This is a genomic window from Nocardia jiangsuensis (assembly GCF_042650385.1).
Lineage (GTDB): Bacteria > Actinomycetota > Actinomycetes > Mycobacteriales > Mycobacteriaceae > Nocardia > Nocardia jiangsuensis.
In genome coordinates, this window is the sequence record NZ_JBHSAX010000014.1 from 364,807 (window position 1) to 382,582 (window position 17,776).

Consider the following 17,776-nt stretch of genomic DNA (forward strand, 5'->3'; position numbering starts at 1 on the left):
GGAATCTCGTAGCGGGCCGCGGGTGGTTCCCGGCCCGGCACGTGCAGGCGGAGGAAGCCCCGCAACTCGTCGATGTGCAGTTGCAGGGCGCGGATCACGCGGAGGGCGTCCCGGAAGCGCAGCTTGTCATCGACGGCCTGCGTCTCCAGCGTCTCGATCCGGGTCCGCAGTTTGGCGACCTCCCGCGCCTGCCATGCGGTGATCGCACCGATAACCGTGGCGGCCGCGGCGCCGAGCGCCTGCACCAGGTCGGGGCTCAGCCAGCTCTGCGCCATTCATCGGCCGCCTTCCGGGCGGGTCACCGGGGTGACGGCAGGCCGGATGAGCACACCGGCCAGCACCGGGGTGAGCAGGCCGTAGAGCGTCATGACCGGCTCGATCCAGCCGGCCTCGATCGTCCGGCCGGCGACGAAGGCGAGCACGCCGGTGATGGCGACGAGCACCGAGCGCACCAGCGCGGGCTCGGGGAGGCTGCGCAGGGACATCAGCTCCGCCCTTCGCTCGCGTCGAGCAGGCGGTCGAGCTTCAGCTCGAGCGCCCGCAGCCGCTGTTCGCTGCGGTAGTCGGCGGCGTCGGAGTTGAGCACGTAACCCGCGAGGGTGTCCCGGTAGTCGGAGCCGGTCACCCTGGACTGGAAGCCCTGGGTCAGCTCGAAATGCACGCGACGTAGCTTGTCGAGCAGCTCCCGCTGCTCGGGGTCGGAGAGTGCCATCAGCACCCCGCCTTTCAATCGGTCCGCGATATCGGCGCGGAATCGGTCCATATCGAGGCCACCGGGGTCCCACTTGCCCTGCTTCGCGCCCGCCCACTCCTTGTGGCCGATCACGCGCTCCGGCCCGTACCCGAGCCTGCGCACGATGGCCGCGCAGCACCGCACGTAGGCGTCGTACTGCGCGGGCGACCAGCCCTCGGTGCCGTTGTTCGCCGCTTCGATGCCGATGGTGTGGAAGTTCGCGTCGTCCTCGGGCAGGCCGGGCCAGCGGCCGCGGCCCGCGTGCCACGCCACCCCGGCGGCGACGACGGTGACGGTGCCGTCGCGGTCGAGGTGGAGCTGCGAGAGCGGGCCTGCCAGCGCGGAGAACCCGTAGGCGATCTCGGCGGCCGGGGTGTTCGATCCGCCGGTGTGGTGGGCGATCACGCCCCAGATGTTCCGGAAGTCACCGTGCCCGCGGTCGCGCCAGCCGGGGAATTCCAGTACCGGGAGGCCCTCCTCGCGCAGCACATCCGTGAGCCAGACGGGGTCACCGGACCAGGCCATAATTGCCTGCCTTTCGCCCGCGGGCGGTCGCCGGGATCGACGGCCGCCCGCGGGGTTGCTGCGGATCGGTTACGCGGACGGCCCCGGGTTCGGCGGGAAGGCGTCGTACATGCTCTTCTTCCACCAGATGAGGTAGTGCGAGTTGACCGTGGCCTCGGCACCAGGGATGCCGGCCTCGACGTAGTCGAGGTCGGGCTGCTCGGTGGTGGGAACGGGCTGCAGGAACGCGCGCCGGATCAGGCACCGCTCGTCGCCGTACGAGAACTCGCTCGTCTTCCAGTAGGTGGCGATTCCGGTGGTCGTGCCGCCACCGGGTAGGCCGATGACCACGCCGGAGGCGGGCTCCGCCCAGACGAGTGCGCTGCCGGCCGGCACCTGGATGCTGGTCCAGGACGTGCTGGACCCGATGACGATTCGGACGATTTTGGACATGACTTCTCCGTAGGAGTTCGGTGATCCGCGTGGCGGATCAGGTGATTCGCGCGAAGGTTCCGGCCGCGTTGACGGTGGCCGGGTACAGCGACGTGAAGGAACCGCCGTCCTTGATCTCGACCGAGACCCGGTCGCCGTTGGCGACGGTGACGGTGGCGCTGGCGGTGGCCGGGTTGGCCACCGTTCCGGTAGCGATGACGATGTCGTTCAACTTCAGCCGCATGCTGACCGCGGCGGGGGTGAAGGCGTTCGACGTCCAGCTGACGCTGCCGGAGACGACCGCGGCGACTTTGCTGCCCTGGCTCACCAGCGATTTGTTGGTGGTTACCGTCGACCCGGGGTAGGCGCCGGTGTCGGCGGTCCACCCGGTCAGCTCGATCCAGGCGTTCATGGTGTTCGGCCCGGCCTGGGCGCCGTTCTTGTTCATCCCGGACGCACTGAATCCGGTTGTCACCGCGGCGGTCAGGGCGCCCTGCCCGGTGAGCGCCGCGGTGAGCGGTGCCGGCGGTGAGTAGATGATGCCGACGGCCGCGGCCACCCCGTGGAAGGCAGCGGGCAGCTCGCCGTGCACGACGGTCGTCGCCGACAGCTCGCCCGATCCGCGCGCGGCCGCGTCCGAGGCCGACGCGGCCCCCGTGCCGTCGAAACCGGCTGTCGCCAGCACGATCGCCGACGGGCCAGCGGCCGTCCGTGCGACAGCCGTCCCGCCTGCGGCGTAGTGGGCGGTCACCGAGGGATTCGAGCGGGTCACGGCGGTCAGCTGCCCGGCACCGGCGCCGGCGCCTGGTGTCAGCACCGACGCGCGCAGGGCGACGAGCAGTGCGCCGGTGCCGAGGAGATCGGCTTCGAGGAACGGCATGACGATCGGAACGTATTCGCCGGCGATGAAACCGGCAGGCGGCGAGGGCAGTGAGCCCACGCCGACCGGTGGTGCGGGGGCAGCCGGGGTCACCGACGGCGACGCCGGGATCTCCGCCGTTCTCGGGGATTCGGCCACAGCAGGGTCCTCCCAAGCAATCGATGGGACGGTGCCGCGCCCGACCATGGTCGAGCGCGGCACCGTGGGGTTGTCGCGGGTCCGGCGATCAGCTGATGGTGAAGGTCGGCGTGATGAGCAGGGTGCCCTGGCCGCCGAGGGTGGTGGAGGAGATCGCGACCTTGTCGATGAAGGTGCCGCCGTTGAGCGCGGTCCACAGCCCGGCGTGGGTGTAGGTGCCCGCGGGCAGGTCGACGGTGACCTGGCTGCCGGTGATCTGCCCGTTCGCCGGGGCGGACCAGGTGGTGGCGATCCGCTTGTAGACCGGCGAGCCGCCGCTGGCCTCGTTGCCGCCGTTGGTACCGGGGTCGGCGAAGTGGACCGAGACGTAGACCGGGGTCGCGATATTGGCGTAGGCGGTGCACAGTGCGTTCTTGGTGGTGGTGACGGCGATGGCCATGTCGGCGCTCCTTGTGAGGGTGAGGTGGTGAAGGGTGGGTTCGGCGCTAGGTTCGGATGACCGAGCCCGCGTACCAGGCGTAGGTCGTCGCCGGCGAGGTCGGATAGGTGACGAGCATCGTGTAGCGCGCGTTCGCGGGGATGTCGTCGCAGGTCGCGGCGGGCACGGTCCAGCGGGCGCTGTTCGCGTCGACGGTGGCGTTCCAGCTGCCGAGCGGTGCGCCGCCGGGAGCGGTCAGCACGATGACGATCGCCGTGCCCGCGGGAAAGACGGCGCCGCCCGACGGCTGGATCGTCTGCACGAAGCTCGCGCCGGTGGTCAGTTTCAAGGGCTGGAGGGTGGGCTGGTAGCCCAGGTAGCCCGGATTGCTTGCTGTACTCATCGGGTTCCTCTGTGCGGTGTTCCGGTCAGGAGAAGGAGCAGAGCGTGCCGTCGAAATAGACGTTCACGCCGGCGGAATCGCCGAGCATGGTGTTGGGGCCGGCGATGTAGTAGCCGGGAGCCCAGACGCTGCCCGCCCCGGCGAAGACGGCGAAGGAGCCGGCCGCACGGTGGACCGCCGAGCCCTCGGTCTCGCCGCCGCTGCGCACCAGCCGCCAGAGGCCGCCCGGCTCCGGCGCCGACCACAGCCCGGCGCGGTAGGTGTAGCCCGTGCCGCACGGCTGCGACCACTGGACGCCGACGTTCATCACGTACCAGCCCGGCTTCGTGATCTGGATCTGCCCGGCGGGCAGGTCGAGGACGGTGACCTTGTTGGCAATGCGAACGGTGTCGAAGACCGCGCCGTACCGCGCGGTGCCCGCGGGGTGGGCGACCGTGGCCGTGCTCTGCCGGTACAGCGACCAGCCGGTGCCGACGACGGGCGGGGAGGCGGTGTCGGCCGCGGCGAAGGCCTCGAGGTCGAAGCCGAACTGCACGGTGGTGCCCGCCCAGGAGCCGATGACGTTGGACCCGCTGTAGAAGCCTGCCCGCCGATTGCCCGCTCCGACCGGCGAGGTGACGGCCGTGTCCTGGTAGCCGAGCCGGCTCACGCCGTTGATCAGCACCTCGTACCCGGCCCCCGTCGCCGTGGCCGTCACCGTGTCGCCCGAGCTCAGCGTGAGTCCCGTGCGCTCGTTCCAGGTGTCGACCAGCAGCTCGCCGTTGAGCAGGGTCGCCCGCTGCAGCAGCACCCGGGACACCCCGATCTGCACCAGCACGAAGCTGGACAGGTCCTCGGCCGCCCGCAGCAGAATGCCGCTGCCGGTGAACGCGCTCGCCTGGTTGCCGCGGCCGAGGACGACCGATACCGACTGTGAATCGGTCATGAGCGGCGTCTTGTACAGCGCGAAGTCGGCTCCGTTGCTGGTGTGCCCGGTCTTGTCGATGCCGGCCTGGTTGTCGGCCACCGTGATATCGGGCACCGGGTGGCCGCCGCTGCTCCACTTGCCGACCGTCCACTTCGCCGCGTCCCAGGTCTCGAACTTGTCCATGATCGCGGCGCCACCGACCTCGTTCTGCGTCTGGTCGTTCTGCAGGTTGGCGATGGCGGAGGCATTGGACGACGAGGTGTTCTGCGCGGCGTGCGCGGTGACCTGGGCATCGGCGGCGTCGATCTGGGCCGAGCCGGCCGCGTCGAGCGCCCGGTTGGTGACCGAGCTCAGATTCGATCCGACGGCATCGATGCCGGCGAAGGATTGCATGACGTTGGCCATGATCGACGCCTGCGCGGCCGCCCAGGTGACCTTCTGCAGGTTGCGGATCGATCCGCCGGTGTACGCGCCAGCGGGGACCTTCCCGTCCGGGCTGGTCATCGCCTGCCCTCCGCGGGGGCGCGGTCGACCCTGGCATGGTTCTGCTCGAGGGCACGCCGGTCGACGAGATGACCGAGTTCGCCCGATTCGCGCAACTGCTCGACCAGGTTGGCGCGCTCGTCCGGAGTCAGCTGGGCGACATCGGGCGCGGAGGTCTCGGGCGGGCGCGCGGTGCCCTTCTCCGCCCATTGGCCCGAGCCGTTGAGCCAGTGCGTGACACCGCGGGCCGGCGGGATGTACTCCCGGAGCTGGGCGTCCGGGTGATGCCGGAAGCCGAGGTCCCACAGGTGCTTCGACCACTGCCGCAGTACGTCGGGGTGGACCAGCAGCGGCGAGTTCCGCGGACCGGGCAGGCCGACGAGCGCCCACACGAACGCGTCGCTCGGGTCATCGGGGTTGCATTCTTCGCGCAGGGGAATGGACATGGTTCTCCCGGTTCACATCTGGACGGCGAGCGCGTGGATGTCGTCGACGATGTCGGCCACCACGCGCATGGACTTGGCGAAGGGCATGTCGTGATCGCGGTCGGAGCCGACGGTGACCTGCCACGCCGGACTGGCGCTGCGCGACCAGGCCAGTTCGAGCTCCGTCACCTGGTCGACGTAGATCGACCCCTCCGGCATGCCCTTGACGGTGGAGCCGACGCGATCGCCGAGGAAGAAGTGCCCGTAGCCCTGATCACCGATCAGGTAGGGCTCGCCGTTGGCGACGGTGAATTTGTGGGTGAAGTGGCGGCGGGTCTTCCACAGCCCCTCGCCGAGCGTCAGCAGCGAGCCGAGCGTGTACGCCCGGTCGGCGCTGTTCTCGAAGTGCTCGTAGTAGTGCGACCATCCCGAGTTCGCAACGCGCTGCGGCGATTTGAACTCCATCCAGGCCAGCAGCGTGTCCGAGAGCAGTGCCGTCGCGATGGTGTTGACCACGGCGGTGGTGCCGTTGGCGACGCCGGACAGGATCGGGCCGACGAACGGCACCTGGCCGAGTGCCCCCGCGGTCACCAACCCGACGAACTGGATCGCCGAGGAGATCGCCTCGTTGACGCCGGGCATGGAGTGCCCGCCGGTGAGGATCTGCACCGCCGACGCGGGATTGACGACGAATTGCGAGGTCTGGATACCGGTGCGCTCGTTCTGCCGGTAGACCACCCAGGGGTTGGCGGGCAGCGTGCCCATCCAGCCGGGGTTCCGGTAGAGCTCGGGGGCGTTCTGGTCGGGCAGCACGTCGGGGCTGTAGTCGAGCTTGGTGTTGTCGAGCACCTGCACGGTGCGCTGCAACCCGTCCCACATATCGCCGCCGGTGCTGGTGCCGGTCCAGAAGCCGGACTTGTCGACGATGTCGATCACCAGGCAGCCGTGCCGCAGCTCCGCGCCCGGCCACGGCTCCGGGTCACCGCGCAGCCACCGGCGGGTCACCACCGCCAGCTGCGCCGTCTCCAGCGTGCCTGCGGCGGCCTCGTGGAAGTTCCGGAAGCGGGAGCTGAAGATCGTCCAGAGCGAGGTGTCGGAGGCGAACTCGCCGGGCTTCACCACCACCGCCCAGTTGGACTGGTCCAGCGATCCCCAGCCCCCGATGTCGACCGGGTCGTCCGGCAGTTCCCAGCCCGCGGACTCGAGGCGGAGCAGGTTCAGGTGCAGCGCCGTCTTCAGCGCCCAGACACTCGGCCCCGCGAGCATGAACTCCCTGGGGAACTGCACCGCCGCGGGCAGGAACGGATTCGACCAGCAGTAGATGTGCTTGAGCTCCTGGTACGAGTGCATGAACAGCAGCTCGACCGTCGTCACGCCGCGGTCGTCGGTCTTGATGACCGCCTTCTCCAACCGGCCGTCCCAGCGCGCACCGTCCTTGTCCACGGTGATGTGCACGTTCTGCGTGCTGCGGCCGTTGATGTCGACGGCCCACTTCGCCAGGTAGTAGTCGTAGGGCAGCACCAGCAGGCCGGTGCCGGACTGGTTGAGCACCCAGCGGAAGTCGGCGCTGACCTCCGCGCCGCAGATGCCGCGCAGGTTCCAGTCCCCGTCCCACAGCCGCACCAGGGGGCGGGCGTAGCGCTGCCGCTTCCGCGCCGCCTTGAGCTGCTGCGCCTCGGCGTAGAGCACGGGCAGGCCGGTTGCGGCGCTCACTGCAGCCCCCACGGCCGCGACCAGTTGCGCGGCTGCACGGCCAGCACCGACGCTCCGGCCGGCGCCCCGGTCACGGTGACCGGCACCTCGGTGGCGGGGGTGTAGGCGGGTACCGGGTAGAGGAAGCTGACGCCGTTCATCAGCGCCCAGATCTGCGACCGATCCGCCGCGACGATCATCTCCTCCATCGGGTCGGTGTCGACGATCAGATCCTGTCCCGCCGCGGTCAGCGGCAGCGCGATCGTGCGGTCCGCGTCGTCGTCGGCGGCCCAGGAGAAGTCGGGCAGGGTCCAGCGGCCCGGCGCCGAGCAGACCCACTTCACCCACATCGGCTGGTCGGTCGGGTTGGCGATGCCGATGGTGCCGTGCTGGCTGCTGTTCGGCCCGGTGGTGTCGATCGTGGACGTCCAGACGCCGGTGACGTCCGATTCCACCCACCACGGATTGCCCGCGACGCAGGTCATCACGACCTTGCTCCGGCCTTTCAGGTGCGGGTCCTTGTCCGGCTTGAAGTCCGGCTGCTCGGACATGCGCAGCCGCAGCGACCGGGTTCCGAAGTCCGTCGTGATGGTCAGTACCGCGTCCCGGTCGTAGGCCCACGCCTTACGCCACGCGGAATCCACCGTCTCCCAGGGCCGGCCCGCGGCCTCGAAGACATTGACCGCGAAGACCACATCGCGCTTGTTGGTGCGGTATCCGCCGAACGACGATCCGGTCTGGAACGCCGACTGGTTCCAGATCGTCGTCACCGGGGCGTCGTAGAGGCCGCTCGGCGAGGTCGCCAGCTCGACTCCCTCGCGGCCACGCCCCTGTCCGGCGAGCGTCCACACCGATCCGTCGACTCCGGTCACCGCGATCATGGCAGCATTGGGCGCCACAGATTCACCTCGATCCACTCGTTTCGAAGCGATGCTCAGTGGGACAATTCCCATTGCATCGCAAGCACTTTCAATCTGCCGATGATGTCTTCGTCGTTCGACATCGAGATATTCACCGTCGCGGGCTGCCCGGCGGGCGCGGCGCTCTGCGGCTCAGCCCCGCTTCGACCGCGCTCCGTGCGCGCGGCCAGCATTTTCTGCAGGAAGAAGGGGTCGGCGTTCAGGGCCTGCAGGAACGGCCGGTTCATCGCCGTCGATCGGGCATTGACGACGAATTCGCCGTCGGACAGCCAGGCCGGGATCTTGTCGCCGACGGACGAGCCGGGCCCGGCGACCTCGCCGCCCGTCGCCCGGCCGATCGGCGCCGGGCTCCGCTTCGGCACGGCGATCGGCACCGGGCCCGGGTCGAAGCGATTCCGCACCGCGACAGGCCGATCCACGACAGCCGTGCCGCGCGGAACGCGGTGGACCGGCGGTAGCGGCAGGGCGGGGCCGGGCGGTACCGCGAAATCTTTCGCTACCCCGCCCGCCGCCCGCTTCGGCGCACCCGCGGGGGACGCGGGTTCGAGGCCGCCGGGCGCGAAATCGGGGCGGACCCGCGAAATCGGATTCGGCCGCGCGGCGGCGAGCCGGTGGGACGCGAGATATCGCCGCAGGACATCCTGGTGCGGGGAGCGCGTGTATTCGCTCGGTGACCGCGGTACCGGCGTGCCCTTTGTTCTCGGATGACGTGGTGCCATTCATGCTCCATGGGTTCGGAGGGGTCGCGGACCGCCGGGGCGTCAGCTCACGAAAACCGACACGATGAGGCCGGGGCCGATGGCCTGCCCGGCCCCGTTCTGCTGCAGCCGGACATCGAGCACGTCGCTCGGCAGCAGCGTCGGCTGGGCGATGATCGGCACCGGGACCGGCGTCGCCGCGGTGACGGTGATCCCGGTGCCGACGGTCAGGGCGGCGAAGGTCTGCACCGGAACGCCGTCCCGGAGCAGCCGGACCGAGATCGTCACGTTGTCGGTTGCCTGCCCGGCGACGGACGGGAACCCGTACGGCGCGAGGACCTGGACGTCGGTGACGGTGTCGCCGCTGTAGAAGGACGGGGAGTAGACCCCGGCCAGGGTGGTGACGGCGGCCGCTCCTGCCGCCTGCGCGGGCAGCGTCGTGGTCAGAATCATCGGGTCTCCCGGGTGGGTGCGGTGAAGTCGTCGATGAGGCTCTGCATCGATCGATCCCGTCGTTCGTCGCGGACCAGGTCGACGGCGGCGACGGGGCGCGGCATCGGGGTGACGGCGGGCGGATCGCCGCCTGCGGCGGCGATCACGGCGACCTGCACCCCCTGCAGCGCATCGATGATCGAGAGCAGCAGGTAGCTGTCGATCGTGTAACCCTCGGGGGACGGCCCGGTCGGGCCGTCGGGCTGCTCGCCGAGGTCGGGCCGCGCCTCCTCGGCGGCCACCACCTGCTCGGCGAGTTCGCGGTCGGTGGTCAGCGCCGACCGATACTGTGACCCGTGCGGGAGCCGGTCCTTGAAGGCCCAGATCGTCCGCCAGTCACGGGTTCGGATGGTGGCGGGCCCGAAGCAGTCCCGGACGTCGATGCCGCGCTCGAGCAAATCGAAATCGAGCGCGGCACCGAAACGTTCCCAGAACTCTACGAGCCCGGCGATCCCCCCGGCAGCTCCGCGGCGCCCTGGCCGAAGAGGTGCGCGTACAGGTCGCGCTGGAAGGCGTACCACTCGTCGACCGGCCGCTCGGCGTAGAGCGCCTCGACCGCCGCCTGCTGATCGCCGAGGACGATCGCCATCTGTTCGTCGTCGTCGTTGGTACGGCGCAGCGCCAGTACCTGTCCGCGGGTGACCGGCGGGATGCGGATGTCGTCGGTCAGCCGGTACGGCTCGCGGCGGCGCGGAGCGAGTTCCTGCTGGAGCTCGTGGAATCGGCCGCCCGCCGCGGTCTCGGAGGTGGGTGCCATGCTCGTCTCGGTTTCTGTCATCACCGCTCGGGCTTCGCGCTACTTGGTCTTCGCGGCGCCGCTTCGCTGCGCGGCCGTGTCGGACCGGAGCGAGTGGCCCAGCTTGTACACCGCGTTCACGTACTCGGTCGCGCTGGAGACGATGTATTCGTTCGTACCGTCGGTCATGGTCACCGGGTACTCGGTGGGGATAGCGGACATGGTTCGACCTGCTTTCTGCTCCGGCCGGGGGACATCGAAGGGGGAATTCAGCGGGCGTGCCGTCGCCGGAGACACCGGCACGCCCTGCGCCGGGAGGTGCCCGGAGGTCAGGCGGAGGTGATGCCGGTCTGGGCCAGCAAGGCCTTCCAGCCGATGCCGCCGAAGCCGTGCGCGACGGCGTAGCCAGCGGTGTCGTCCTTGAACGCGACCATCGTCAGCTTCTCCGCGAGCACCTCGGTGGGGGTCCACTGCTCGCCGCCGTACTTGCTGACAGCGACCTTGGGCAGCACCTTGAAGATGTAGATCGGCTTCGCGTCGTTGCCGTCCTTGCCGATGATGATCGCCGAGTAGTAGGTGATCTGCTCCGAGGCGGGCTGTGGGAAGAACACCTCGCCGGAAGCGGCGTCGGCGGTCACCTGCGCCAGGTTCGCGCCGGTGGTGAGCTCCAGGGTCAGCGCGGTGGTCTGCTGCGGCTGGAACTCGATGGTGGTGATGTCGCTGGTGATGTCGTTGCGCACCGGCTGCAGTTCGCCGTAGGCCTCGATCGGCGCGGCCGTGATCCCGCGGGCGAAGGCGACGCCGGTCTTCTTGTCGATCAGGCCGACCGGGCGGTAGGCCGCGGGCAGCGTCTGCAGCGCACCGGCCGAGTCGGTGAAATCGGCCGGTGCCGGGGTGTACCAGGGTGCGATGAACACCGCGGCGTCCAGCGGCTTCAGCAGCAGCGACCGCTGGGCCGACTTCAGGGCGGTGAGGTTGGTGGCAGGCATGGGTCTCCGTTCGAGCGCCCGCCCGGAGGCGGGCATCGGTTGCGTTGTTGTGCCGGCTACTGGCGCCGGGCTTCGATCGAGAAGGAGATCTCGACCATCTGGTTGAGCGGATCGAGGTCGGGCACCTCCGTCAGCCCGCGACTGCGGCGCAGGATCGGGGGGTGAAACTTGGGGTCCTCGGCCTCGATCTCCTCGGCGTAGTCGACGAGGACGCCGTTCACGCGGCTGGCGGGCGCGTTCAGCACGGCCTCGCGCAGCTGAACGGCGAGGAGTTGCGCCTGGCCGCGGGTGGCGCCGATCGCGGCGACCCCCATCTTCGCCCGGTAGGTGATGGCGTTGATGTCCAGCGTTCCCCCGACGGTTCGCACCCAGACCAGCGGCAATGCCGCCTGCAGCGCCTGGGAGGTGGCGGGCAGGGTGGTGACGGTGGTGGCGATCGGGGTGAACAGGTCGACCAGGAACTGCTCGAAATCGGGGAACTCCCCGGCGACGGGATACGTCATTCGGCGGCTTCCGGTGACTGGCCGAGCGAGACGACGGCTTCGAGCGATCCGCCGGTCGGGGTGGGCTGCGGCAGCAGCGCGTCGACCGCCATGGCCACGCCATGGGCGAGGGTCGACAGCGCATCGAGGTCGGCCTTCACCAGGGCCAGCCGGGTCACGATCGCCTTGGTCTCACCGGCGATCTGCTCGGCGAGGCCGGTGTTCCCAATGGCTTCTTCGGAGGTGGGCACAGATTCTCCAGGTATCGGGACCACGGATCTTCCCGTGGTCGGATTCGTGCGGGAGGGGCGCGCCGGGGAATCAGCGCAGGTGCGACAAATAGGTCAGGGCACGGCTCTGCATGGAGTCCGGGCCGTGCGGTGCGGGATGACCCTCGGTCTTGACCACGTTGATCGTGGTCGTGCGGTCGATATCGGGACCGCCGAGGCGCCCCTCCGGCATCCGCATCCGCGGTTGCGCGGCGGCGGGCAGCGGCGCGGTCCGGCGCAGCGTCTCGGCATGGGTCGCGAACTGCTCGACCGCGGTTCCGGCCAGATGGGTCAGCGCCGTCGCGGCGGCGGCACCCGCGGCACCAGCGGGGCCGGCGACCATGCCGGCGAGCACCGCCACAGCGGCATCGACGCCGCCGACCGCCGCGACCTGCTCCCTGGAACCGTTGAGCATGCTGTACCAGTTGTGCCACTGCAGGAAAGGGAAGAGTGAGCCGGACTTGCTGGTGGACAGGAATCCGCCCTCGCTCGCGGGTGGGCCGTGTTCTTCCTCGACTTCACCGCCCGCGGCGTAGGCCTTCGGCGGCCGCCGCGATGCGGACAGGAATGCGCTCAGCACAGCCGGTCCCGATTCCGCGCGCAGCGCGTTCTTTCCGATCGGAAGTTCATTGGCAGGCATCATCGACCATCCATCGGAGTTCTCCGTTCCAGTGATTTCGGTGCGGCGCGTTCGTCTGGCGCGGCGACCGGTTCCGGTCGCCTGCCATCACAGGCCGAGCAGCGGCCGGATCAGCGGTGCGATCCGGCAGGCGAGTTCGAGCAGATCGAAAGCGAGGGCGAGCATGGTCACCTCCTTTCCGAGGCGGGGTGGCCCCACCCCCGGTTCGTAGCGGTGCCGGGGGTGGGGCCGGGCGCCCCGTGGCTGGCGACCCTCTGCGGCCGATGTCCGGGCGAGGGGAGCCGACGGGGCGGGTTTCGGGGGTCAGCGCATCCGCGCGGAGTCGGGAACGATCCGGCCCGCCGCGACGAGAACCCGCATGGCCTGGTCCTTGCGTCGGCAGTGGTCGGTGCCGCAGCTCCGGTGCATCCGCATCAGCCGGTGCGCTTGCGCGACACCGGGAGCGGCCGGGAGCACCCCGTGTGAAGTCATCTCCAGCAGGTCACGAAGGGTCTCGGACACGGTTGCCTCCTCGGGGCGCCGATGGGCGCCGGCGGGACGGATTTCCCCACCCCCGAACCAGAAGGACGGGTCGGGGGTGGGTGCGCGGCAGGCTCGACCCGCTTGTCAACAGACACCACAGGGGGCTTCGGGGGCGTGCCGCAGGTTCGAACGACCGTGGCCCCGCACGTTCGGCAACGTGCGGGGCCACGGAAGAGAAAGGGGGATTCCGGTGAGTTCCGGATCGAGGCGCAGCTCTGGCGCTGCACCAATCTTCACCTAACGCACCACCCTCTGTCAACCCTTTTCCTCGAAATCACTTGCGACCAGGCATTTTTGAGGCTTGCGCCGCTGCCGCGCCCGGTGCGCGAGGTGCTGATCGAGCACCTCCCCGACGACGAACATCTCCGGCCAGCCCGGCGCCCACGGCCCGGGAACCGGAGCGATCCGGCCCGCGTCGCGCAGCGTCTGCACCCGGCGCACGGTCAGCGTGCGGTACTCGGCGCCGAGCTCCTTGGCCAGCGTGGCGATACCGGAGGCGTTGAGCCGCCCCGCGCGGGCCCGCGTGATCATGTCGGCGTCCCATTCGGTCGACGGCGCGGGCGGGCAGACGATGTCGGTGGCGATGCGCACCGCCCGGCCGATCTCGAGCGGAGCGCCCTGCACGCCGTCGGTCATGGCGAGGGCGATCAGGTTGTGGTCGAGCCATCGGGCCAGGCCCGCCGTCGTCGGGGCACCCTGGTAGTCGAGGGCGCGCTGCTCGCAGACCAGCCGGACCCATCCGACCAGCACCGCATGCAGGTGATCGGCGGCGCCGGCCGCCGCGGGGTTGTACGGCAGCGGTTGCTCGCCCGGGCGCCGATGCATGCGGAAGTCGGTGCGGCCGCCCAGCTTCGCCTGCTTCGACCGGGCGATGACGAGGTCGTCGGCGAGGTCGGGGATCTCGCGGAGCAACGCTGCGAGCGCGATGATTTCGGCGCGGGTCAGGTAGAGGCCGTCCGGGTCGCCGGTCATCCGCGCCGCCCCGGCCGGGCGAGCTCGGCGTCGAGCCGTTCGGCGAGCCGGGCCACGTGGCCGTCGCGCAGGTAGTCCGAGGTGTGCCTGCCGTCGACGAGGTAGCCGCGGGCGTAGCCGACGGCCCCCGCCCAGCTGCGCCGATGCTCGGGCGACCACCGGCGTTGCAGTTGCCGATGGGTCGCCGCGTCGAGCAGGCTGCGGCCCCAGCGCCAGGCGGCGCCGGTGCTGCTCAGGCTGAAGTAGGCGCTCAGGTCGGCGATGGTGCGGAGCGGGTTTCCGGCGGGCAGCGCCGTGATCGGATCACCCGGTGCGGCCGCCCAGAAGGTGGGCACCCGGGGAACGAAGCGCTGCCCGGAGATCCCGTACCCACCGGGGTCGGGGCCGATGCTCATCCCCTGCGGCCGCAGCGGGTCGGCGACCAGCGCACAGGCGAGCACGGCCGGGACGTCGAGCTCGTTCCGGCCGATCGCGGCGGCAACGTTCCCGGCCACGGCGGCACCCTGGGAGTAGCCGGCCAGGACGAGATCACCCGGCGTGGAGCGGATCGCCGCGATCAGCGCCGCCTCCCCGGCGGCAACACTGTCGGCATACGGGACGATTCCGCCGTAATCCGCTGGGTACTCCACGATCCGGGTGACGAACCGCTCGGCGTCGAGGTTGCCGGCGAATCCCGAGCCGATGGCGTCGCCCCGCGGATTCCAAGTGCCGCCGAGCAGCAGAACCGTCACCTTGCCGGTGCGCTTCCCTCTGAGCCCCGTGAACAGTCGCATGTCAGGCACCCGCGCTCGGTGCGCGACACGGGCAGTGGCCACAGGCGTCGGGCCCGAACCGCAGGTTGGCCGGGTGCGTGGCGATCGCATTGCCCAGATCGGGCCGGATCGGATTGGCGTAGCCGTAATCGACGAAGACGACGCGGTCGCTCACCGCGACCACAGTGCCGCGCTCGGTCGGACTGCCCGGCCCCGAGCCGGGCGGGCTGTAGAACACCTCGCTACCGATACCGCTCCGGAACCGCTCGAGTACGCGCGAAATGGGGGTAGCTGATCGATCGCTCAGCAGCGGGTTCGACGCTTCTGAGCGCAAGTGATTTGCATCACAACACAGTTGGGAAGATCCGGTTGTGAAATGCCCGAAACCGGGCGCGGCCGCCGTCATCGCGGCAGATCCGTCGGCGGGACGAGGGCGGCGGGCTCCAGCCCGAGCACCATCGCGATACGAACCAATTCGACCAGCAGGAAGGAACTGCGCAGCTCTAGGCGCTCTCGTAGCAGGGCGACCGGCATACCCACCCGCTCGGCGAGCTCGGCGCTCTCCAGTCCGGCTTCGCGAAGCAGCGTCGTCAGCTGCCTCGCGATCCATGCGTCTAAACACTCCATGTGGAGTAGATTATGGTCCGTATGGACCTCCTGCAACTCCATGCGGAGAGGCAGCATCAACGACCGCTTTGCGTGGGGTTGCGAAGCTCGCCTCCCCTGGGCGTTTGCCAGGTAGCCATTCGGACCTCAGAATAGTCCGTATGGGTGCGAACGAGTCTGTGGGCAGTATCAATCGTGCGGTCGGGAACGAGCTGCGAGCCGCGCGGGCACGGCGCGCGCTGACACGTCAGCAGCTGGCGGAGCTGACCGGGCTCGCCGTCAGCACGATCCAACGCTTCGAGAACGGCGACCGCTCACCGGATATGCAGCAGCTCCACGCGCTCTGCCAGGCCCTGGAAATCCCGATGCGGGAGTTCGTCGCGCTGGCGATGAAAGATATCGAACGGCCTCCGGCCGAGTGACCATCCCCCCAATGCCCACTCGACCGTGCATCGCCGCCGCACCGAAATCACCAGTTGTCAGGCACAGCGCGAATCGTTGCCGTTCGGGATGACCGTGCCGAGCACGATGTCGGCGTAGTCCACCACCGCCTGCACCGAGTCCACACCGACCACCCAGGAAGCCAGCACGACATCGCACAATGTTCCGGCGCCCTGCTGAATTCGATACGCGGCTTCTTCGCCGATTGCCGTTCCGAGCGTCACCACAACCCCTGCACCCTCGGATGCCGCCGACGGCGGCGCCGAGTCGATTCGATCCACAACCACATTCCCCCTTACGTTCTCGCTGCTCACTTCGAGCGTGATTCCGGGCGGCCTTTCGCCTGCCGGAATCAGGGGTAGTTATATCCCATCGGTACCCCCGAAGCGTGCCAAAGTTGGGGTGCTACAGCGGAGTTCGCAAGGCTGCGCCGGTAAGCTCTTACTTCCGAGTGGTAGCTGGTCATTCGCGGTCATCGCCGGATGGCCCGCCTTCGATCGGCGGATTCAAGGGCTATCGCAGCACTGCTATCGTCCTGCTCGCGCGAAGTAGCGCGAGGCGGCGAACATGTGCCGCACAGCATGTGGAACGGGGAGGCCGCTGGCGGGCAGCATGTCGGCCCGGATCTACAGCGGCGGCGCTGAGCGATCCGCGCCAGGCTTCCGAGCCACCGGTGATTACCTGCCCCGCACCTCCGCATAGTCATCGAACCGTTCTCGAAGAACCAGCTCGAATGCGCGCACCCGTTCCAGCGAATCCTGGAAATGGAAGGTCTCGCGGCCGAGGTACCAGTCCATCAGAGAGGCCGCTTCGGCCACGTGCTTGTCGCTCAGTAGTGCTACAACTGTCCCTCTGACAAAGCTCGGCAGAACAACTTCAGCCTTCTTGGGGAGCGTGCGGGATTTGGACAGCGCTATCAGCTTTTCGAGCGAATCACGCTGGGCGAGCCGCCGCGAAACGGGACCGTCGATATGCTCGATGTACTCACCTATGCCACGATTCAGATCATCCATATCAAACATCTTGAAATCCAGTGAAGGATTTTCCGGTTGTGACATGGAGCCGAATCCGAGGTGATCGATGTTGCTTTCGAAGCCAGGGGTGGAGTCAACCGAGCCTCCGCAGGCAACTCCGTCATGAAGCTGCCCACCACTGCCGAGTAGAGGTAGGCGTGACTGCTGATGGCGAAACCACCGGCCCAGAGCGGCGTGATGTAGGCAGAAAAGCACTGCTGCACTGATGCGGGCAATTCCTGGACACCTCGGCCGAACCACAATTTGTCCGGGTTTTCCTGCGCGGAGGTGAAGTAGAACCCGCGGCTTTCGCACCGTAGTATCAGCGAGTCGTCGACGAGCGCCGCAGCGACTCGGAGTAAATGTCCTCCACGGAGGTCACTGTACCTTCAACGATGCATCTACCAGTGATCGGTTACGAGCCGGAAGGATCCTGCAAACCGGCGGAGTAAATCATATCGAGGGATTCCGCTGCGCACACTTGCTGCCGGGCGAAAGCTCCTGTCCACGGTTTTCTTCAAGACAGATGCCTCCACAGCGCAAGCCACGGCGCCATCTCTTCATCCGCCGAGGGGCTCCTGGCCGACGCCCCATCGGAAGTCGCGCACCACAATCGGATGCGGACGGCGACAGCCGCTCTCGCCCAAGCCAGATCGACGGGCGGGAAACTCTGCATGGTCTCTGCCGCTGCTACTTCCGCCAAGCCCCCCAGGTGAAGTACGGGGTTACCTCGGTACCGCTTGTGGACCCACTTCTCTACCATTTGCGGAGGTGTGGACACGAAAGTCACCACGCAATAGGATCGCACCTCGCAAACGCAGGATGCCCCGCTCTCGAATCGAGGGCGGGGCATCCTGATGATCTCGCACTGCCCGCCGCGGGGGCCCTCCGCGGCAGGCGGAGATCGGTGCGCGTGCTACCCGGCGTCGGGGGTCTCGCTACCCGCGGAGCCGGTGATCAGCGCCTGGATGAGAGCCGGGAGGCCGTCGGCGGAGCCGGTGCCGGGCTCCTCGTCCTGGATCGGCGAGGCGGTGTCGGCGGGGGCCGGGGTGCCCGTGCCGGCGGAGCCGGTCGAAAGAAGTTCGATCAGCGCGGGCAGCGCCTCGGCCGAGCCGGTGCCGGGGGTTTCGGGGTCCTGTGCGGCCGCCATCCCGCTACCCGCGATCGCGATTCCCGCCGCAGCAGCGAGAGCGAAGCCGAACGAACGAATCTTGGTCATGTGTTGTGCC

The 17,776-nt window shown here is 69.1% G+C and carries 29 protein-coding genes; 1 reads left to right on the forward strand and 28 read right to left on the reverse strand.

Features of this window, described 5'->3' with window-relative positions; all coding sequences use genetic code 11:
- The 25 genes from ACFO0B_RS16020 to ACFO0B_RS16140 form a co-directional block, all read right to left on the reverse strand.
- On the reverse strand, positions 1-275 hold a 275-nt coding region (locus tag ACFO0B_RS16020; protein ID WP_378613246.1), incomplete at its 3' end, for a hypothetical protein.
- Positions 276-485 (reverse strand): hypothetical protein, encoded by a 210-nt coding sequence (locus ACFO0B_RS16025; protein WP_378613247.1) that lies wholly within the window; start codon positions 483-485, stop codon positions 276-278.
- The gene (locus ACFO0B_RS16030) at positions 485-1,258 is read right to left on the reverse strand and encodes a peptidoglycan recognition protein family protein (RefSeq protein ID WP_378613248.1); all 774 of its coding nucleotides are present in this window, start codon (positions 1,256-1,258) and stop codon (positions 485-487) included. The genes ACFO0B_RS16025 and ACFO0B_RS16030 overlap by 1 nt, the downstream gene beginning before the upstream one ends.
- 69 nt (positions 1,259-1,327) lie before the next feature.
- On the reverse strand, positions 1,328-1,690 hold the full coding sequence (locus tag ACFO0B_RS16035) for a hypothetical protein (RefSeq protein WP_378613250.1): 363 nt from the start codon (positions 1,688-1,690) through the stop codon (positions 1,328-1,330).
- A 37-nt stretch (positions 1,691-1,727) separates the two neighbouring features.
- The gene (locus ACFO0B_RS16040; RefSeq protein WP_378613251.1) at positions 1,728-2,549 is read right to left on the reverse strand and encodes a hypothetical protein; all 822 of its coding nucleotides are present in this window, start codon (positions 2,547-2,549) and stop codon (positions 1,728-1,730) included.
- 226 nt (positions 2,550-2,775) lie between these two features.
- Positions 2,776-3,126 (reverse strand): phage tail fiber protein, encoded by a 351-nt coding sequence (locus ACFO0B_RS16045; RefSeq protein WP_378613252.1) that lies wholly within the window; start codon positions 3,124-3,126, stop codon positions 2,776-2,778.
- Positions 3,127-3,172: 46 nt separating this feature from the next.
- On the reverse strand, positions 3,173-3,508 hold the full coding sequence (locus tag ACFO0B_RS16050) for an LtfC-like domain-containing protein (protein ID WP_378613253.1): 336 nt from the start codon (positions 3,506-3,508) through the stop codon (positions 3,173-3,175).
- A 25-nt stretch (positions 3,509-3,533) separates the two neighbouring features.
- Positions 3,534-4,919, reverse strand: a complete 1,386-nt coding sequence (locus ACFO0B_RS16055; protein WP_378613254.1) for a DUF7257 domain-containing protein — start codon at positions 4,917-4,919, stop codon at positions 3,534-3,536.
- A complete protein-coding gene (locus ACFO0B_RS16060) occupies positions 4,916-5,344 on the reverse strand; it encodes a phage gene 29 protein family protein (protein ID WP_378613255.1) in 429 nt (142 codons plus the stop codon). The genes ACFO0B_RS16055 and ACFO0B_RS16060 overlap by 4 nt, the downstream gene beginning before the upstream one ends.
- A gap of 12 nt (positions 5,345-5,356) precedes the next feature.
- Positions 5,357-7,036: a Gp37-like protein gene (locus tag ACFO0B_RS16065; RefSeq protein ID WP_378613256.1), complete on the reverse strand. Its 1,680-nt coding sequence runs from the start codon at positions 7,034-7,036 to the stop codon at positions 5,357-5,359.
- Positions 7,033-7,914: a phage tail protein gene (locus ACFO0B_RS16070; protein ID WP_378613257.1), complete on the reverse strand. Its 882-nt coding sequence runs from the start codon at positions 7,912-7,914 to the stop codon at positions 7,033-7,035. Before ACFO0B_RS16070 ends, ACFO0B_RS16065 begins: the two co-directional genes overlap by 4 nt.
- Before the next feature lie 35 nt (positions 7,915-7,949).
- Positions 7,950-8,654, reverse strand: a complete 705-nt coding sequence (locus ACFO0B_RS16075; RefSeq protein WP_378613258.1) for a hypothetical protein — start codon at positions 8,652-8,654, stop codon at positions 7,950-7,952.
- Between the two features lie 42 nt (positions 8,655-8,696).
- Positions 8,697-9,086, reverse strand: coding sequence for a hypothetical protein (locus ACFO0B_RS16080; RefSeq protein WP_378613259.1), 390 nt, complete (start codon positions 9,084-9,086; stop codon positions 8,697-8,699).
- Positions 9,083-9,523: a hypothetical protein gene (locus ACFO0B_RS16085; protein WP_378613260.1), complete on the reverse strand. Its 441-nt coding sequence runs from the start codon at positions 9,521-9,523 to the stop codon at positions 9,083-9,085. Before ACFO0B_RS16085 ends, ACFO0B_RS16080 begins: the two co-directional genes overlap by 4 nt.
- 38 nt (positions 9,524-9,561) lie before the next feature.
- A complete protein-coding gene (locus ACFO0B_RS16090; protein WP_378613261.1) occupies positions 9,562-9,882 on the reverse strand; it encodes a hypothetical protein in 321 nt (106 codons plus the stop codon).
- 39 nt (positions 9,883-9,921) lie between these two features.
- The gene (locus ACFO0B_RS16095; RefSeq protein ID WP_378613263.1) at positions 9,922-10,083 is read right to left on the reverse strand and encodes a hypothetical protein; all 162 of its coding nucleotides are present in this window, start codon (positions 10,081-10,083) and stop codon (positions 9,922-9,924) included.
- 107 nt (positions 10,084-10,190) lie between these two features.
- Positions 10,191-10,850 (reverse strand): phage tail tube protein, encoded by a 660-nt coding sequence (locus tag ACFO0B_RS16100; protein WP_378613264.1) that lies wholly within the window; start codon positions 10,848-10,850, stop codon positions 10,191-10,193.
- Between the two features lie 56 nt (positions 10,851-10,906).
- Positions 10,907-11,353: a hypothetical protein gene (locus ACFO0B_RS16105; RefSeq protein ID WP_378613265.1), complete on the reverse strand. Its 447-nt coding sequence runs from the start codon at positions 11,351-11,353 to the stop codon at positions 10,907-10,909.
- Positions 11,350-11,583: a hypothetical protein gene (locus ACFO0B_RS16110; protein WP_378613267.1), complete on the reverse strand. Its 234-nt coding sequence runs from the start codon at positions 11,581-11,583 to the stop codon at positions 11,350-11,352. Before ACFO0B_RS16110 ends, ACFO0B_RS16105 begins: the two co-directional genes overlap by 4 nt.
- A gap of 70 nt (positions 11,584-11,653) precedes the next feature.
- Positions 11,654-12,181 (reverse strand): hypothetical protein, encoded by a 528-nt coding sequence (locus ACFO0B_RS16115; protein WP_378613268.1) that lies wholly within the window; start codon positions 12,179-12,181, stop codon positions 11,654-11,656.
- Positions 12,182-12,544: 363 nt separating this feature from the next.
- Positions 12,545-12,742 (reverse strand): hypothetical protein, encoded by a 198-nt coding sequence (locus ACFO0B_RS16120; protein WP_378613269.1) that lies wholly within the window; start codon positions 12,740-12,742, stop codon positions 12,545-12,547.
- 276 nt (positions 12,743-13,018) lie between these two features.
- Positions 13,019-13,735, reverse strand: coding sequence for a hypothetical protein (locus ACFO0B_RS16125; RefSeq protein WP_378613270.1), 717 nt, complete (start codon positions 13,733-13,735; stop codon positions 13,019-13,021).
- Positions 13,732-14,508, reverse strand: coding sequence for a PE-PPE domain-containing protein (locus ACFO0B_RS16130; protein WP_378613271.1), 777 nt, complete (start codon positions 14,506-14,508; stop codon positions 13,732-13,734). The genes ACFO0B_RS16125 and ACFO0B_RS16130 overlap by 4 nt, the downstream gene beginning before the upstream one ends.
- 1 nt (position 14,509) lies before the next feature.
- Positions 14,510-14,893 carry a hypothetical protein gene (locus ACFO0B_RS16135; RefSeq protein ID WP_378613272.1) on the reverse strand — a complete coding sequence of 128 codons (384 nt, stop codon included), beginning with the start codon at positions 14,891-14,893 and terminating at the stop codon, positions 14,510-14,512.
- Positions 14,890-15,156 (reverse strand): hypothetical protein, encoded by a 267-nt coding sequence (locus ACFO0B_RS16140; protein WP_378613273.1) that lies wholly within the window; start codon positions 15,154-15,156, stop codon positions 14,890-14,892. Before ACFO0B_RS16140 ends, ACFO0B_RS16135 begins: the two co-directional genes overlap by 4 nt.
- A 98-nt stretch (positions 15,157-15,254) precedes the next feature.
- Here ACFO0B_RS16140 and ACFO0B_RS16145 point away from each other — a divergent pair, with 98 nt between their 5' ends.
- Positions 15,255-15,515 carry a helix-turn-helix domain-containing protein gene (locus tag ACFO0B_RS16145; protein ID WP_378613274.1) on the forward strand — a complete coding sequence of 87 codons (261 nt, stop codon included), beginning with the start codon at positions 15,255-15,257 and terminating at the stop codon, positions 15,513-15,515.
- Between the two features lie 57 nt (positions 15,516-15,572).
- Here the strand turns inward: ACFO0B_RS16145 and ACFO0B_RS16150 are convergent, their stop codons facing one another.
- From ACFO0B_RS16150 to ACFO0B_RS16160, 3 genes are all read right to left on the reverse strand, one after another.
- On the reverse strand, positions 15,573-15,848 hold the full coding sequence (locus ACFO0B_RS16150) for a hypothetical protein (protein WP_378613275.1): 276 nt from the start codon (positions 15,846-15,848) through the stop codon (positions 15,573-15,575).
- A gap of 363 nt (positions 15,849-16,211) precedes the next feature.
- Positions 16,212-16,592 carry a hypothetical protein gene (locus ACFO0B_RS16155; protein WP_378613276.1) on the reverse strand — a complete coding sequence of 127 codons (381 nt, stop codon included), beginning with the start codon at positions 16,590-16,592 and terminating at the stop codon, positions 16,212-16,214.
- 871 nt (positions 16,593-17,463) lie between these two features.
- A complete protein-coding gene (locus ACFO0B_RS16160) occupies positions 17,464-17,766 on the reverse strand; it encodes a hypothetical protein (RefSeq protein ID WP_378613277.1) in 303 nt (100 codons plus the stop codon).
- Positions 17,767-17,776 lie beyond the last annotated feature (10 nt).

Excerpts from the sequence above, each read along its gene's own strand:
- ACFO0B_RS16080 (WP_378613259.1), bottom strand. The coding sequence starts at position 9,086 with ATGATTCTGACCACGACGCTGCCCGCGCAGGCGGCAGGAGCGGCCGCC.
- ACFO0B_RS16095 (WP_378613263.1), bottom strand. The coding sequence starts at position 10,083 with ATGTCCGCTATCCCCACCGAGTACCCGGTGACCATGACCGACGGTACG.
- ACFO0B_RS16050 (WP_378613253.1), bottom strand. The coding sequence starts at position 3,508 with ATGAGTACAGCAAGCAATCCGGGCTACCTGGGCTACCAGCCCACCCTC.
- ACFO0B_RS16055 (WP_378613254.1), bottom strand. The coding sequence starts at position 4,919 with ATGACCAGCCCGGACGGGAAGGTCCCCGCTGGCGCGTACACCGGCGGA.
- ACFO0B_RS16060 (WP_378613255.1), bottom strand. The coding sequence starts at position 5,344 with ATGTCCATTCCCCTGCGCGAAGAATGCAACCCCGATGACCCGAGCGAC.
- ACFO0B_RS16040 (WP_378613251.1), bottom strand. The coding sequence starts at position 2,549 with ATGCCGTTCCTCGAAGCCGATCTCCTCGGCACCGGCGCACTGCTCGTC.
- ACFO0B_RS16025 (WP_378613247.1), bottom strand. The coding sequence starts at position 485 with ATGTCCCTGCGCAGCCTCCCCGAGCCCGCGCTGGTGCGCTCGGTGCTC.
- ACFO0B_RS16030 (WP_378613248.1), bottom strand. The coding sequence starts at position 1,258 with ATGGCCTGGTCCGGTGACCCCGTCTGGCTCACGGATGTGCTGCGCGAG.
- ACFO0B_RS16090 (WP_378613261.1), bottom strand. The coding sequence starts at position 9,882 with ATGGCACCCACCTCCGAGACCGCGGCGGGCGGCCGATTCCACGAGCTC.
- ACFO0B_RS16140 (WP_378613273.1), bottom strand. The coding sequence starts at position 15,156 with ATGGAGTTGCAGGAGGTCCATACGGACCATAATCTACTCCACATGGAG.
- ACFO0B_RS16130 (WP_378613271.1), bottom strand. The coding sequence starts at position 14,508 with ATGCGACTGTTCACGGGGCTCAGAGGGAAGCGCACCGGCAAGGTGACG.
- ACFO0B_RS16035 (WP_378613250.1), bottom strand. The coding sequence starts at position 1,690 with ATGTCCAAAATCGTCCGAATCGTCATCGGGTCCAGCACGTCCTGGACC.
- ACFO0B_RS16145 (WP_378613274.1), top strand. The coding sequence starts at position 15,255 with ATGGGTGCGAACGAGTCTGTGGGCAGTATCAATCGTGCGGTCGGGAAC.
- ACFO0B_RS16125 (WP_378613270.1), bottom strand. The coding sequence starts at position 13,735 with ATGACCGGCGACCCGGACGGCCTCTACCTGACCCGCGCCGAAATCATC.
- ACFO0B_RS16155 (WP_378613276.1), bottom strand. The coding sequence starts at position 16,592 with ATGTCACAACCGGAAAATCCTTCACTGGATTTCAAGATGTTTGATATG.
- ACFO0B_RS16105 (WP_378613265.1), bottom strand. The coding sequence starts at position 11,353 with ATGACGTATCCCGTCGCCGGGGAGTTCCCCGATTTCGAGCAGTTCCTG.
- ACFO0B_RS16135 (WP_378613272.1), bottom strand. The coding sequence starts at position 14,893 with ATGACGGCGGCCGCGCCCGGTTTCGGGCATTTCACAACCGGATCTTCC.
- ACFO0B_RS16160 (WP_378613277.1), bottom strand. The coding sequence starts at position 17,766 with ATGACCAAGATTCGTTCGTTCGGCTTCGCTCTCGCTGCTGCGGCGGGA.
- ACFO0B_RS16075 (WP_378613258.1), bottom strand. The coding sequence starts at position 8,654 with ATGGCACCACGTCATCCGAGAACAAAGGGCACGCCGGTACCGCGGTCA.
- ACFO0B_RS16045 (WP_378613252.1), bottom strand. The coding sequence starts at position 3,126 with ATGGCCATCGCCGTCACCACCACCAAGAACGCACTGTGCACCGCCTAC.
- ACFO0B_RS16100 (WP_378613264.1), bottom strand. The coding sequence starts at position 10,850 with ATGCCTGCCACCAACCTCACCGCCCTGAAGTCGGCCCAGCGGTCGCTG.